We start from the raw sequence: 14,812 nt of genomic DNA on the forward strand, positions 1-14,812 counted from the left end.
CGGGCAATCTGGTGCGATCAAGGCTTCAAGAAGGCTTCCGTCGATCACGCTGCCAGCTTGGCATCGACACCGTGGTGGTCCCTCGTCAGCCGGACAGCACCGAATTACGGTGCTGTCCCGTCGGTGGGTCACGAAACGCTTCTACGCCTGGATCCATCGGGCACGTCGTCTAGCCTGCAACTGTAAGCCGGCGATCTCCTCAGCGCTGGCATGGCGCCGGTCGCCTGCTCGAGGACGATGCTGCGGCGTCTCAGCCGAACCTTTCGGAATCGGCCTCTGAGCCCAGGAAAGTCAGAGTATCCAGACCTCAGGGCGGAGGCTCGTGGTCGGATCGTCAGGCGGTTCGGACGCGCAATGCCGCTGTCACCGAGAGGGTGCCGAGCCGTTGAGCAAGTTCACCCATCCTCTGGCGATGGCAGCGTGCCCGGCCACGTTCGGATGCACGTGGTCGGCGACGAGACCGTCGCGCGCAGCCCTGCCGTATCCACCCCACGCCGGCTCAATCTCGAGCAGGGGAATGCCAAACTTCTCCGCAACAGGCCGGTAGAGGTCGCGGTAGGCATCGCGCACCCGCCACGGCCCGGGTTGGTAGTCCTCACGGACGGGGACGGCACCCATCAGCGCGACGCAGGCGGACTGTCTGTCGAGCAAGTTTCTCACCAGCGTCTCAAGCGCGGCGGCGCTGCCGGCCAAGGCTTGCTCATCGGCGTGGATGCTGTCGTTGACGCCGATGGCCACGGTGATCAAATCTGCCGCCACCGCACGGTAGACATCGGCGGCACCGCCAACGGCCGACACCGCGCGGGCCACATCAGGAGTTCGGGCGCCGGGGATGCCACTGGTGTACCACCGGAGTGCCGTCCGCCGATTGTCGCGGGCGGTGAGGTAGTGGATCGTGCAGCCGGGTCCTGCCGCCCTGAGCATGATCCGACCTTTGGTGGTCGCGGCAGGAACATCCACTCGCGCTGACGCGCTGGAGGTGGTCGCGCCAGGCCGCCAGACCCGCCCTCCGTCCGTGCTGAACTCAAAGCTCGAATCGCCATCCATACCGATGGAGAAAGTACTCGCTGGTCGTGGCGGCGTGAAGGTCAGAACGCTGTCGCTGCGAGGATTCGCGTGCCAGCTCCCGGCACCAAAAAGGCCCGCACGCGCGGCCTGAACCGGCCACGGTGCGCCCGACCAGCTGACCGCTCCTTCTTGCGGCCCCTGGGGGGTGTGCAAAAAAGGCTCTTGTGACACATGTATGAGCTCAGATTGGCTGTCCCGACGCCTCTGAGCAGCTGAGATGCAGGGCGCACGCCGTCCTGGTGGCTACGGTCCTGATTGTCGAGATCATGATCGTCACCACGGGAGAACGGCGTGCGCGGAGCCAGGATATGGGTTGAGCTGCTCGGACTGCAGCAGGCCGTCGTCGAAGACGTCGAGCTCGACGAGGACGCCGGGGTGCTCGTCGTGTCGGTGCGGGTGCCTAAGCGCGCCGCTAACCGGTGCGGGCGGTGTCGGCGGCCGTGCCGCCGCTTCGATGCCGGGCGCGGAGTCCGGCGGTGGCGGGCGCTGGACGTGGGCAGTGTGCGCGCGTTCGTCCAAGCGGCAGCGCCGCGGGTCCAGTGCCGAAGGCATGGAGTGGTGGTGGCTGCCGTGCCGTGGGCTCGTCACGACGCCGGTCACACTCTCGCCTTTGACGAGCAGGTCGCGTGGCTGGCGGTTCACACGTCCCGATCAGCTGTGGCGCAGTTGATGCGGGTGGCGTGGCGGACGGTTGGGGTGATCGTCGAGCGGGTCACGGCGGGCGCATTGACAGGGGCGGACCGGTTCGCGGGGCTGGCGCGGATCGGCATCGATGAGATCTCCTACAAACGCGGCCACAAGTACCTGACCGTCGTGGTGGATCACGACACCGGGCGGTTGGTGTGGGCCGCGCCGGGTCGGGACAAGGAGACGCTGCGGGGGTTCTTCGACGCACTCGGTCCCGAGCGGTCGGCGTCGATCACGCACGTCTCCGCCGACGGTGCGAACTGGATCGCGACGGTTGTGGCGCAGCGGTGTGCGAACGCGGTGCGCTGTGCTGATCCGTTCCATGTCGTGCAGTGGGCGAGCAAGGCGTTGGACGAGGAGCGTCGGGGTTCGTGGAACCGGGCTCGAGGCGCGGTTGGTCGTGACCGATCGCTGGGTAGAGCGCCGGCGGCGACCGGGGGTGCGCGGTCGTTGAAGGGGGCGCGGTGGGCGTTGTGGAGGAACCCTGAAGACTTGAGCGAGAACCAGGCGGCGCAGTTGGGATGGATCGCGCGGACGGATCCGCGCCTGCATCGGGCGTACCTGTTGAAGGAGGGTCTGCGGATGGTTTTCCGGATCGCCCGTCAGGACGGTCCGGGCGCGGCGAGCCAGGCGTTGGATCGGTGGATCGGGTGGGCCCGGCGGTGTCGGATCCCGGCGTTTGTGGCTCTCTCGCGCAACATCATCAGGCACCGGCCGGCGATCGAGGCGACGTTCGAGCATGGCCTCTCGAATGGGTTGGTGGAGTCGATGAACACGAAGATCCGGGTCCTGACGCGGGTGGCGTTCGGGTTCCACTCTTCGGCACCGTTGGTGGGGTTGGCGATGCTGGCGTTGGGTGGGTTCTGCCCGCCGCTACCGGGGCGGGGAGGCCGGTGACGGCTTCACACATGTGTCAGGAGAGCCGCAAAAAAGTTCGGCCCGCAGTTTCACCATCCGCGCCAGCTCGTCACTGGCGAGCGCCGTGTAGTGATCGTCTGCGGTCTCGATGCCTATCCGTCCGGTGGCAATCGAATCGCCGACGTTGATCCAGGAGAAGTCGCTCACCCCCGCTCGGCAGCGCTGGAACGAGGTGAGCACTCGCTGGTGCCAGGCGTCGGTCAGGTTGTGAAAGTTCGCGGTCGCGGTCATCAGCCGCGGGGGGCTGGTCCTGTCGAGGCCCGCCACACGACGTGGGTGATGGGCTCATGCGGGGGTGGCTGTGGTTGGTCACCCAGGACAGCCAGCAGTTGAGCCACCGCGTGTCGACCCAGGATCGCGTGCTCGATGGAGACGCTTGTCAGGGCGGGCGCCATGGCTGCCGCGACCGGGTTGTTGTCCCATCCGGTGACGCTGAGATCATTGGGGACGTCCCACCCCCGTTCCCGCGCGCCGCTGATCGCCCCCGCGGCGAGCGAGTCGTTGGCGGCGATGACGGCGGTGACGCCGCTGTCGTCGGGCAGGTCCAGCAGTGCCCGGTGGGCCAGGGGCGCCGACCATGAGCAGTCGGCTACCGCGTAGGAGCGCAACCCGAGGCGGTGCAGAGTGTCGAGGTAGACCTCGAGTCGTTGACGGGCCGAGGTGTGGGCGTAGTCCCCGGAGACGTGCAGGAAGGTGTGGTGCCCCTGCTCGGCGAGCCCTTCGATGATTTCCACCATGGAGGAGGCGTCGGCGACCTCGCCTATGCCGCGCATATGCTCGTCGTAGTTGGGTGCGACGAGCACGGGGGTGGTGGATCGAAGACCGGGGCGCTCAGCTGGCAAGGGCAGCGGGGTCAGGGACACGATGCCCTCGAAGAGCCCAGAGTCTGCCAGTTCCAGTACCCGAGCCGCTCGGAGCTCGGGGGGGCCGGCCAGGGTGACGAGCTCGACGAAGTAGCCGGCCTCGGAGGCCTCTGCGGCGGCGCCGGCCAGCATCTCCAGGGAACTGACGGCGGTGCCGTTGGGCAGCAGCAGCGCTAGTCGGCCCGTTTTGCGGCTGCGCATAGCGCGAGCCAGCAGGTTGGGGCGGTAGTCGAGCTCGACGATGGCTGAGGCTACCCGTTCACTGGTCGCCGTCTTCAGTCCGCCCTCGAAGCGCAGGTAGCGGGAGACGGTTTGGTGGGAAACCCCTGCTAGGCGCGCTACTTCCATGATTGTGGGACGTCGCTGGGTTGAGCGGTCAACGCTCATGGTGGCCTCCTCGCCCCGGCCGTCCACTCGAGGGACGACGCGTTGACGCTGATGGTGAACGTTCACTACCGTAGCAGCCGAGCGCGCTGCTGTCACCATGTCAGAACGGACGGCATGATTACTGTTGGGACGGACGGTGCAATCGCCGACAACCCCCGGGTGTCGGGGCACACCTCTTGCGCACAGGGTGATCGTTCACTACCGTCACAACGAGTGCGGATGGTGAACGTTCACTATCCGATGGCCACCGCCCCCCGGCTGAGTCACTCGAGCGAAGGAGCTCGCATGTACACCGCGCCACCGCCTCCCGTCGTTTGTCGGTCCCGGGCATCCCGACCGTTCGCCCCGCCAGTCCTCGATCTGACCCACCGCTGGCCCCGCAGGGACTCCCGAGGGGGAACCCTGTGAGCGCCCTGGGCGAACTGAGAGACCTCAAGAAGAACTCCGGCACCGGTCGACGAGAGACCCGGACCGGCTACCTGTTCCTGGCCCCCTGGTTCATCGGCCTCATCGTCATCACCCTCGGCCCGATGCTGGCGTCGCTGTACCTGAGTTTCACCGACTACAACCTCATCCAGGCGCCCCAGTGGATCGGCCTGGACAACCTGACCCGAATGCTGGGCGACGAGCGACTCCACAAGTCGCTGGCGGTCACCTTCCTGTACGTATTCATCTCGGTGCCCGTGCAGCTGGCCCTCGCCCTGGGTCTGGCGTTGCTGCTGGACCGCGGTATGAAAGGGCTGGCGTTCTACCGCTCGATCTTCTACCTGCCCTCCCTCCTCGGCGGTTCGGTGGCCATCGCCGTTCTGTGGCGCCAGCTCTTCGGAACCCAGGGTCTGGTCAACCAAGTCCTGGCTCTGGTGGGTGTCGAGGGGCGGGGATGGGTTTCCGACCCCTCCACCGCGCTGAGCACCATCATCATCCTGAACGTCTGGACGTTCGGTTCACCGATGGTCATCTTCCTCGCCGGGCTGCGCCAAATACCGCGCATGTACTACGAGGCCGCCGCGACCGAGGGCGCCGGTCGACTGCGCACCTTCTTTGCGATCACCTTGCCGCTACTGACTCCGATCGTGTTCTTCAACTTCGTGCTGCAGCTCATCCACGCTTTCCAGTCCTTCACCCAGGCCTTCGTGGTCTCGGGTGGGACGGGCGGCCCCAGCGACTCGACGCTGTTCTACACGCTCTACCTCTACCAACGCGGTTTCGGGAACTTCGACATGGGTTACGCATCGGCCATGGCCTGGGTGCTCCTGCTCATCATCGGAGCCTTCACCGCGATCAACTTCTATGCGTCGAAGTGGTGGGTCTTCTATGACGACTGACGTGCTGTCCCCGCCCCGCGCCCCACAGGGAGCGCCTCGTCCCAACCGCCCGCGCTCCTCCCTCATGGCCTCACGCCTCCGCTCGGTGATCAAGCACATCGTGTTGCTGGCCGCCGCCTTGCTCATGCTCTACCCGTTGTTGTGGATGGTCGCCGGCTCGTTGCGACCACAGGCGGAGATTTTCCAGGCACCGGGTCTGCTGGTCAAAGATCCCCAGTTCCAGAACTACTCGACCGGGTGGGAGGCGCTAGCCTCCCCCTTCGGGCACTACCTGCTGAACTCCTTCACCGTCGTCCTCGGCGCCGTCCTGGGCAACCTGATCTCGTGTTCGCTGGCCGCCTACGCCTTCGCCCGCATCGACTTCAAGGCCAAGAAGGCGCTGCTCGCCATCATGCTGCTGACGATCATGCTGCCGTTCCACGTGGTGATCGTTCCCCAGTACGTCCTCTTCTCCCACCTGGGCTGGGTGAACACCATCCTACCGCTGGTGATCCCCAAATTCCTGGCCCCCGACGCGTTCTTCATCTTCCTCATGGTGCAGTTCATCCGCGGTATCCCCACCGAACTGGACGAGGCCGCGCGCATCGACGGCTGTGGACACATCCGCATCTTCGGCCAGATCATCCTGCCGCTCATGGTGCCCGCGCTGGCCACCACCGCGATCTTCACCTTCATCTGGACCTGGAACGACTTCTTCGGCCAGCTCATCTACCTGACCGACCCCGACAAGTACACCGTGCCGGTAACGTTGCGCTCCTTCATCGACTCCACCTCCGAGTCCTCCTGGGGTGCAATGTTTGCGATGAGCGTGGTTTCCCTGCTGCCGGTCTTCCTCTTCGGCCAGCGGTTCCTCATCAAGGGCATCGCGACCACCGGCGGCAAGTGAGGGCTCCACTCACCGTCCCTCTCACTGAGCTCTTCTCAGTAGCGGCCTGACAGTCGCAGCTGGTGACGTCGGTCGTGCTTCCTCGAGGGCTGAGGTGGCGGGTGAGGGTGGAACTCCGATAGACGGAGGGCTTCCTACGGCAACATCCACCACCGGAGCTCCACCGTGTCTGATCCTGTCATCTACACCGCCGTGCTGCCTACTTCCCGGGCCACCGTCCAACACATCGCCGCCCTCCTGCTGAGCCACCGTGTGCAGGTAGGGACCCGCGCCGGACGGCGGGTGCTGGGCGTCTTCGCCCACGCGGTACTGATCTGCCGGTTCCTGATCGACGCCACCCGGGTGACGCAGCTGGCCCGCGACAACGGCATGGGCACCTCCACCGCCTACCGCTACGTGCACGAAGCCCTCGAGGTTCTGGCTGCGCAGGCGCCAGGACTGCGTCCGACGCTGCTGGCCGCGCACGCCGCTGGGCACACTCACGTGAACCTCGACGGGACGCTGGTGACCACCAACCGTGTTGCGGTCCAAGGACCCACGACCCGGAGAGGTCGACAAGCGAAGCGACGGGTAGACCTCTGGTGGTCAGGGAAACACCGCCGTCACGGCGGCAACATCCAAGTTGTCACCGCTCCTGACGGTTGGCCGCTCTGGGTTTCGCCGGTGCGCCCAGGTCGCGAACACGACACCAGCTGCGCCCGCACCCACACCGATCTGCTTCCCGCCCTGGTCGAGTTCAGCGACGCCGGGCACAGAGTGCTGGCCGACCTCGGCTACGAAGGCGAACGAGCCCGTCTCACCTGCCCGTACAAAGTTCTAAAGGACCGCGACCTGAGCGTCGATGAGCGTAGTTTCAACCGCGTTCATGCCTACGTGCGCGCCCGCGCCGAGCAGGGCAACGCCTGGTTAAAGAACTACCGCGTCCTGCAGAAGGTCAGCCTCTGCCCCTGGCGAATCGGGGTGATCACCGCCGCCGTCCTCGTCGTCCTACACCTCGAACACGAGCGGACGACATGACCGAACGTCACGGTCAGGCCGCTACGGAGAAGAGCTCAATACCCCGCCATCTTCAGGTTTGCACCACCCGGGAATGCTTAGCGTTAGCAGTGATCGCCTCTATCTACAAAAAACAACAATCGAAGATCTTAGTGAAGCCCACGTTGACACCTCCCAGCCCTCGTAGCGCAGGGTCATGCTGAGCAGCTCCGACAGCGTCGACTCGTCGTCCACGACGAGGACCCGCAGGGCGGTGCCGTCGGGGCGGGTGAGTTCCGATCGGCGGTTGATCAAGGTTGTGGTGGACGCGGTGGCGGTCACGGTCATGGCCTCATCGTTCGCGCTGCAGTCGAAGGATCGTCAGTACGCGGACTGTGGCCAGTCTGTGCGTCGCGAACTGTCCAGCTGTGCCCCTTACCGGCCGTGCCTTCACCGCGGTGGGGTCACGGCCAAGGCTGAGGCAAGGCCAACGCGGCGGGAGCCGGCCGTCAAGACTCCGACGACCGCGCACGGTCTGCGCTCACAGCTGATGCACACCTCAAACATGTCAAGTGTCTGACTGGATCACCGATGGTGATGAGGTCAACCCCGCAGGAAGGACCATCATGGCCCAGCACGACCGCAACTTCGTCTCCGACCACGAGGCTCGCAGCGCCCGCGTCGCGCCTCTCAGCGCGTCTCGCGCCGCCGCGGTTCGCACCTACGAGGGCCGTGTCCTGCCCCGCCAGGAGGAGGACGTCGACGACCAGGGCCTCGCCTTCGACATCGCCACCATGCTCGACCGCCGCGGGCTCGACCGTCGCCGGATGCTGGGCCTGCTCACCCTCGGCGCTGCCGGGCTCGGCCTGGCCGCCTGCGGCGATGACGACACCGCCAGCGCCACCAGCACCAGCAACACCGCCAGTACCAGCGCGTTGAGCGAGATCCCCGACGAGACCGCTGGCCCCTACCCCGGCGACGGCTCCAACGGAACCAACGTCCTCACCCAGTCCGGCGTCGTCCGCTCCGACATCACCTCCAGCTTCGGCACCTCCACCACCACCGCCCCCGGCATCCCGATGACCTTGACGCTGAACATCGTGGACATGGTCGCCGACGACTCCCCGATGGAAGGGGCCGCGGTCTACGTCTGGCACTGCGACCGCGACGGGAACTACTCCCTCTACTCCGACGGCATCACCAACGAGAACTACCTGCGCGGGGTCCAGGCCGTCGACGCCAACGGCGACGTCACCTTCACCAGCATCTTCCCCGCCTGCTACTCCGGACGCTGGCCCCACATCCACTTCGAGGTCTACCCCTCCGTCGACGACATCACCGACGCCACCAACGCCATCGCCACGTCCCAGCTGGCCCTGCCAGAAGATGTCTGTGACACCGTCTACGCCACCACCGGCTACGAGCAGTCCATCACCAACCTCGCCGGGGTCACCCTCGCCAGTGACAACGTCTTCAGCGACGACTCCGGCGCCACGCAGCTGGCCACCGTCACCGGGGACACCACCAACGGTTACGCCGTGACGTTGAAGGTCGGCGTCGATACCTCCACTACCCCCACCGCGGGCTCCGCCCCCTCCGGCGGCGGGGGTGGTGGCATGGGCGGGACCCCGCCTTCGGGGGCGCCCAGCGGGATGCCCACCGACATGCCGACCGACCGACCCACCTCGGCCTAAACCCGAGGACGTCAGCATGGGTCTTATCGGCTCATCCGACGGCGATAGTTCCGGGCCCCAGTGCGCGACTCAGCCATTGACGATCACGACGGCCTTCATGCTCAGCGGGTCGGAGTCGGCGTTCAACGCGTCCTCGACCTGCTCCAGCGGGTAGCGGGCCGTCACCATGTCGTCGAGGTGGACGGCACCGGAGGTGGTGAGTTCGATGCCCCGGGGCCAGGTGTCGATGTAGCGGAAGACGCCGGTGAGGTTGATCTCGCGGGTCGCGATGAGCTGCACCGGGATCGGCATCTCCTCCGCGCCGAGACCGACGAGGACGACGGTCCCACCACCGCGGGTGGAGTTGATGCCCGACAGGACAGCGGGCGTCGCCCCCGAGCAGTCGATGAACGCGTCGGCGCGGATCTGCGCGATCTCGGCCGCGTCCTGGACGGGGTGCAGCGCCCGGGTCGCCCCGAACCCGGTGATCCGCTCCCGGCGGGAGTCGACGAAGTCGGTGACGACGACGTCGGTGGCGCCCCGGGCGCGGACGGCCTGCGCAGCCATCGCCCCGATCGGGCCGGCCCCGGCGATCAGCACCTGGTCGCCCGGGCCGACGTCGGCCTTGTGCGCGGCCCAGAGCCCGACGCTCAAGGGTTCCAGCAGCGCCGCGGACTCGTCGGACAGGCTGTCCGGCACGGTGTAGGCCTGGTCCACGGGTGCGGTCACGTAGTCGCAGAACGTCCCGTCGAAGGGGGGCGTGGCGTAGAACTCCATGAAGGGGCACAGGTTCGAGCGACCGGTCTTGCACTGCCGGCACGTCCGGCACGGGACCTGCGGGTCGATCGCGACCCGGTCACCGAGGCGTTCCTCGGGAACTCCGCGCCCGACGCCGACGACGGTCCCGGAGACCTCGTGGCCCAGGACGATCGGCGCGGTGACGACCATGTCGCCGATGCGGCCGTGCTTGTAGTAGTGGACGTCGGACCCGCAGACGCCGACCGAACCGACCCTCACCAGCACCTCGCCGTCGGCAGGGGTGGGCACGGGTCGTTCCTGCATTTCGATCACGCCCTGCTTCAGCAGGACACTTACTCGCATCGTCATAGGAACGCCCTCAGTAATGGTCGCCATACTTTCTTCCTAATCTCTGCAAGAATTACAACTCCGACGCCGTTCAACAGATGGGTACCCAGTGAGACGCCTTGGTCTGCGGCAGACGGACCGTAACTTTGCCGCATGCCGCGCACGACGTGCACAGTGGCGTCCGTCTCCGGACCTATCAGCAGCACCATCGGTGTAGTGCCTACTAGCTGCAGCCTTCCCCTAAGGAAACCTAGGGAAGCCGGGTGCCATCCCCCCGGTTCTCACAACCAAGCCGTCATGGCACCACTGCGATAACCGTTCCCCCGCACACCGCCCCGCGCCGCACGTCTACTTCACGGCACCCATGGACAGACCCTGCACTAGCTTGTCCTGGGCGGCGAACCCGGCCACGAGGACCGGCAGCGAGATCACGGTCGCCGCGGCGCACAGCTGCGCCAGGAACAGGCCCTGGCTGGTGACGAAACCGGTGAGGAACACCGGAGCGGTGCCGGCGATCGTCCCGGTCAGGGTCCGCGCCAGCAGCAGTTCGTTCCAGCTGAAGATGAAGCAGATCAGCGCCGTGGCGGCCACCCCCGGCATGGCGACGGGACGGACGATCGACCAGAGCATCCGGATCAGCCCGGCACCGTCGATGGAGGCCGCCTCGAGCATCTCGCCGGGGACCTCGGCCAGGAACGACTGCATCATCCAGACCGCGATGGGCAGGTTCATCGAGGTGTAGAGGACGATCAGCAGCCAGATGTTGTCCAGCGTGCCCGTCTTGGTCGCGAACAGGTACAGCGGCAGCAGCCCGGCGACGAGCGGCATGAACTTCGTCGACAGGAAGAAGAACATGACGTCGGTCCACTTCTGGACCGGACGGATCGAGAGCGCGAACGCCGCGGGGATCGCCAGGGCCAGGACGATCAGGGTCGAGATGACCGACGCCATCGCCGAGTTGATGAGCGGTGCGGCGGGCTGCGCGGAGAAGAACGAGCGGTACCCGTCGAGGGTCAGCCCGGCGGCGATCGACGGCGGGTTGGTCGCCGCGTCGGTCTCGGAGTGCAGCGAGGTGAGGACCATCCACAGGACCGGCAGCACGAAGAGGATGCCGACGATCCAGGCGATGAGACCCCAGACCGGCTTGCTGCGGTTCATCTCGCGGGCACGCTGTTCCCGCTTCGAGGTCGGGACGTGGGCGTTGGTGTTCGCCTTGAGCGTCCCACTGTTCGCGATGGTGCTCATCGACCGGCCTCCTGCTTGAACATGCTCGCGACGACGCGCAGGGCGAAGTTCGCGACGATGATGGTGGCGATGACGACGACGACACCCATCGCCGAGGCGAGGCCGTAGTCGTGGGCGGAGAACACGGTCTGGTAGATCGTGTACGGCAGGTTCGCGGTGCCCAGACCACCGGCGGTGATGGTGAACACGGCGTCGAAGTTCTGCACGATGTAGATGGCCCCGAGCAGACCGCCGAGTTCGAGGTACTGGCGCAGGTGCGGGAAGGTCAGGTAGCGGAAGATCTGGAACCCGGTGGCGCCGTCCATGCGGGCGGCCTCCTCGGCGTCGGCCGGCTTGGACTGCAGGCCGGCGAGCAGGATCAGCATCATGAACGGGGTCCACTGCCAGATGAGGGAGACCTCGATGGCGATCTTCGGGGCGGTCGAGAGCCAGTCGACCTGGGGTGCGCCGTCGGAGCCGAAGAGCTTCCAGATCGCGTTGAGCGTGCCGTTGAGCAGGCCGTAGTTCGGGTTGAACAGGGCGTGCTTCCACAGCAGCGCAGCCGCGATCGGGACGACCAGGAACGGCGCGATCATCATCGTGCGGACGGCCCCGCGGCCCATGAACTTCCGGTCCAGCAGCAGGGCGATGAGCATGCCCAGGACGAGGCTGACCGCGACGACGGTGACGGTCAGCAGGACGGTGTTCCACACCGCACCGCGGAGCTGGGCGTTCGTGAAGACCGAGACGTAGTTGGAGATGCCACCGAACCCGCGGTCCTGCGGGTAGTAGGAGTTCCAGTTCATGAACGAGATGACGATGGTCGCCAGGAACGGCAACTGCGTCACGACGATCGTGAACAGCAGCGCGGGGAGGAGGGGCGCCCGGCGGGCCCAGTCGGCGGCTCTGCGCGCCTGACCCGCGTTGCGCTGGGGCCTGTCCGGCCCCACCTTGGAGCGGTTGTCAGCCGTGGTGCTCGATGTGCTCATGGAAGGACGTCCTCCGAGGACTGAGGTGGGTCCGGCGTGCTCTTGGCGACCGACCCGGTTACCCGGGGAGACCGCGACCGCCCCCGTGCGGGGGCGGCCGCGGTGTGGGTCACTTCTTGTACTTGTCGCTGACCAGCTTGGTCGCGATGTCCTGGCCCTGGTCGAGGGCGTCCTCGACGCTCATCTGACCGGCGATGGCCGAGGACACGAGCTGGGAGACCTGGGTCGCCATGTCGGCGAACTCGGGGATGGCCACGAACTGGATGCCGGCGGCCGGACGCTTCTGCACACCCGGGTCCTCCGGGTTCGCGGCGTTGATGGCGTCCTGGGTGGCCTTGTAGAACGGGGCGGCCGACTTCTGGTAGTCGGCGTTCTCGTAGGTCGAGGTGCGCTTGCCCGCGGGCACGCTGGCCCAGCCGACCTGCTTGCCCACGAGTTCCTCGTACTCCTTGCTGGAGGCCCAGGAGACGAACTTCCAGGCGTTCTCCTGGTTCTTGGAGGCCTTCTGGATGCCCCACGCCCAGGTGTACAGCCAGCCCGAGGAGTCGGTCTGGTTGACCGGCGCGGCGACGTAGCCCATCTTGCCGGCCACCGGGGAACCGCTGGCGTCCAGCGAACCGGCGGCGGAGGTCGCGTCGTACCACATGGCGACCTGCGACTGGGTCATGCCGTTGAGGCACTCGGTGAACCCGGCCTGCGGGGCGCCGGACTCGCCGTGGGCCGTGACGAGATCGACGTAGAACTTCGTCGCGGCCACGAACTCCGGGGCGTTGACCTGGGCGGTCCAGTCCTCGTCGAACCAGGTGCCACCGAAGGTGTTGACCACCGTCGTGAGCGGGGCGAAGACCTGGCCCCAACCGGGCTGGCCGCGCAGCGCGATGCCCTTCATGCCGGGCGTCTTGCCGTCGAGCTGGGCCGCGAAACCCGCGACCTCGTCCCAGGTCGGCTTGTCCGGCATGGTGATGCCGTTGGCCTCGAAGACGTCCTTGCGGTACATGAGGAACGAGGACTCGCCGTAGAACGGCTCGCCGTAGACCTTGCCGTCGTCGCCGGTGAGCGCGGTGGCCAGCGGCTTGAGGATGTCGTCCTGACCGAACGCGGAGTCCGCCGCGATGAAGTCGTCCATCGGGGCGAGCCAGTCGTTCTTGGAGTAGAACGGGACCTCGTAGTTCGAGATCGACGCGACGTCGTACTGACCGGCCTGGCTGGAGAACTCCTGGCTGATCTTGTCGCGGACGTCGTTCTCGGGCAGGACCGTGTACTTCACGGTGATGCCGGTGTCCTTGGTGAAGTTGTCCGCGGTGAGCTTCTGCAGGTCCACCATCTGCGGGTTGTTGACCATGATGACGTTGATCGTCTTGCTGTCGCCGCCACCACCGCCGCCGCCCGTGGTCCCGCCACCGGCGCCCGAGCAGGCGGTCAGTGCGGCGGCAGCGCCGAGGCCGGCCGCGCCGCCCAAGGCTGCGCGGCGGCTGCAAGCGCCGTCCCACGTGGTGGCCACCTGGGTACTCAGCTTTCGAGACGTCTGGTCATTCATGAGTTCTCCTGATGTCGTCATTGACGGATATTTTCCTCGGGAGGCCCTCAACGGTCTCTGGGGCCCGCGAAGTGCTCGACGGACCCCGCAGACCCGCCCAGCGAGTCCACCAACCGATCGCGCTCGTCGCGACGCGCTCCCGCCCTGTCGCTGCCGAGGAGTCTAGGCAGCGGCGCCAGAGGCTGACTAGCGCCGCAGATGCCTCGCTTCTGATACTTTGATGCGCCTTGAGGAGGTCTTCATGGGCTCTGCTCCCCACCAAAGCCACCACCAGTCACCGCGTCGGGCGTCTGCGGTCGCCGTCCGCGAACTGGTCCCACCCGATCCTGACCTCTCGGCCCGCTGGCATGTCCACGACTACCCCAGCTCCTTCGCTCGATGGAACTTCCACCCTGAATATGAGGTGCACCTGGCTCGCTCGGGACCAGGCCGCTACATCGTGGGTGACACTGTCGGTGTCTTCGGGGCCGGGCAGCTAGCCCTGATCGGTCCCAATGTGCCACACGACTGGATCTCCGACGTGGAGCCCGGCGAGGTGCTCATCGGCCGCGACGTGGTCTTTCAATTCAGTAGTCGCTGGCTGCAGGGGTGCGAGGAACTGTTACCGGAGTTGCGGGCATTGACCCCGTTATGGTCACGATCACGTTCAGGGGTGTCGTTCAGCGGGGCCACGGCTGCCGCGGGGGCGATAGCGCTGGAACGGATCGGCGCGGCCCGGGGTGCGGACCGATTGACACACATCTTCGGGCTCTTTCACCTGATGGTCACAGCTCCCGAAGAGGAGTACGAACTGATGTCCGGGGTATGGGAGCCCCGAGTGGATGATCCGCTCGCCGAGCAGGTGGTGGGCACCGCTCTGACCTACGTCGTGAAGAACCTTACGGACGCTGTTCGTCTGTCGGCCGCGGCCAGCTTGGTAGGTATGAATGAGTCGTCCTTCTCGCGATACTTCAAGCGGGCAAGCGGACTCAGCTTCACCGACATGGTCCGGAAGCTGCGTTTGACGCAAGCGGCAAACCTCCTACTGGAAACGAAGCGGCCAGTGCATGAGATCTGCACAATGGTTGGCTACCAGAACCTTTCCAACTTCAATCGACAATTTCTTGCCTATTTCGGTCATACCCCGTCGACGCATCGCCAACGAGGCGGAGTGGATGCGGGGTGGATCCCGCCGGCCCACCGACGATGACACGC

At 66.4% G+C, this 14,812-nt stretch carries 13 protein-coding genes and 1 pseudogene; 6 read left to right on the forward strand and 8 right to left on the reverse strand.

Going from position 1 to position 14,812, the window contains the following annotated elements; translation table 11 throughout:
- Window positions 1–363 precede the first annotated feature (363 nt).
- Window positions 364–960: an SGNH/GDSL hydrolase family protein gene (locus tag OG218_RS01420; RefSeq protein ID WP_328291420.1), complete on the reverse strand. Its 597-nt coding sequence runs from the start codon at window positions 958–960 to the stop codon at window positions 364–366.
- A gap of 399 nt (window positions 961–1,359) precedes the next feature.
- On the opposite strand from OG218_RS01420, the gene OG218_RS01425 reads away from it, so the two are divergent.
- On the forward strand, window positions 1,360–2,652 hold the full coding sequence (locus OG218_RS01425; RefSeq protein ID WP_328291421.1) for an ISL3 family transposase: 1,293 nt from the start codon (window positions 1,360–1,362) through the stop codon (window positions 2,650–2,652).
- Here OG218_RS01425 and OG218_RS01430 read toward each other — a convergent pair.
- On the reverse strand, window positions 2,629–2,940 hold the full coding sequence (locus tag OG218_RS01430; protein ID WP_328291422.1) for a hypothetical protein: 312 nt from the start codon (window positions 2,938–2,940) through the stop codon (window positions 2,629–2,631). The genes OG218_RS01425 and OG218_RS01430 overlap by 24 nt on opposite strands.
- Window positions 2,904–3,923: a LacI family DNA-binding transcriptional regulator gene (locus OG218_RS01435; RefSeq protein WP_328291423.1), complete on the reverse strand. Its 1,020-nt coding sequence runs from the start codon at window positions 3,921–3,923 to the stop codon at window positions 2,904–2,906. The genes OG218_RS01430 and OG218_RS01435 overlap by 37 nt, the downstream gene beginning before the upstream one ends.
- 404 nt (window positions 3,924–4,327) lie before the next feature.
- Between OG218_RS01435 and OG218_RS01440 the strand changes: the two genes are divergently transcribed.
- From OG218_RS01440 to OG218_RS01450, 3 genes are all read left to right on the forward strand, one after another.
- On the forward strand, window positions 4,328–5,248 hold the full coding sequence (locus OG218_RS01440; RefSeq protein ID WP_328291424.1) for a carbohydrate ABC transporter permease: 921 nt from the start codon (window positions 4,328–4,330) through the stop codon (window positions 5,246–5,248).
- Window positions 5,238–6,134 carry a carbohydrate ABC transporter permease gene (locus OG218_RS01445; RefSeq protein WP_442906345.1) on the forward strand — a complete coding sequence of 299 codons (897 nt, stop codon included), beginning with the start codon at window positions 5,238–5,240 and terminating at the stop codon, window positions 6,132–6,134. The genes OG218_RS01440 and OG218_RS01445 overlap by 11 nt, the downstream gene beginning before the upstream one ends.
- Window positions 6,135–6,299: 165 nt before the next feature.
- Complete coding sequence (locus tag OG218_RS01450) at window positions 6,300–7,151, forward strand: transposase family protein (RefSeq protein WP_328291426.1); 852 nt, start codon at window positions 6,300–6,302, stop codon at window positions 7,149–7,151.
- Between the two features lie 141 nt (window positions 7,152–7,292).
- Here OG218_RS01450 and OG218_RS01455 read toward each other — a convergent pair.
- A pseudogene (locus OG218_RS01455) lies at window positions 7,293–7,457 on the reverse strand (DNA-binding response regulator); the annotation flags it as partial.
- A 278-nt stretch (window positions 7,458–7,735) separates the two neighbouring features.
- Between OG218_RS01455 and OG218_RS01460 the strand changes: the two are divergent.
- Window positions 7,736–8,803 carry an intradiol ring-cleavage dioxygenase gene (locus tag OG218_RS01460; RefSeq protein ID WP_328291428.1) on the forward strand — a complete coding sequence of 356 codons (1,068 nt, stop codon included), beginning with the start codon at window positions 7,736–7,738 and terminating at the stop codon, window positions 8,801–8,803.
- Window positions 8,804–8,872: 69 nt separating this feature from the next.
- Here the strand turns inward: OG218_RS01460 and OG218_RS01465 are convergent, their stop codons facing one another.
- The 4 genes from OG218_RS01465 to OG218_RS01480 form a co-directional block, all read right to left on the reverse strand.
- A complete protein-coding gene (locus OG218_RS01465; protein WP_442906346.1) occupies window positions 8,873–9,916 on the reverse strand; it encodes an NAD(P)-dependent alcohol dehydrogenase in 1,044 nt (347 codons plus the stop codon).
- 300 nt (window positions 9,917–10,216) lie between these two features.
- Window positions 10,217–11,026, reverse strand: a complete 810-nt coding sequence (locus tag OG218_RS01470; RefSeq protein ID WP_442906444.1) for a carbohydrate ABC transporter permease — start codon at window positions 11,024–11,026, stop codon at window positions 10,217–10,219.
- A gap of 83 nt (window positions 11,027–11,109) precedes the next feature.
- Window positions 11,110–12,081: a carbohydrate ABC transporter permease gene (locus OG218_RS01475; protein ID WP_328291431.1), complete on the reverse strand. Its 972-nt coding sequence runs from the start codon at window positions 12,079–12,081 to the stop codon at window positions 11,110–11,112.
- Between the two features lie 109 nt (window positions 12,082–12,190).
- Entirely contained in the window at window positions 12,191–13,582 is a 1,392-nt protein-coding gene (locus OG218_RS01480) for an ABC transporter substrate-binding protein (protein WP_328291432.1), read from the reverse strand.
- Window positions 13,583–13,859: 277 nt separating this feature from the next.
- Between OG218_RS01480 and OG218_RS01485 the strand changes: the two genes are divergently transcribed.
- Entirely contained in the window at window positions 13,860–14,807 is a 948-nt protein-coding gene (locus OG218_RS01485; RefSeq protein ID WP_328291433.1) for an AraC family transcriptional regulator, read from the forward strand.
- The last annotated feature ends 5 nt before the right edge of the window (window positions 14,808–14,812 follow it).

Source organism: Kineococcus sp. NBC_00420 (assembly GCF_036021035.1).
Classification (GTDB): domain Bacteria; phylum Actinomycetota; class Actinomycetes; order Actinomycetales; family Kineococcaceae; genus Kineococcus.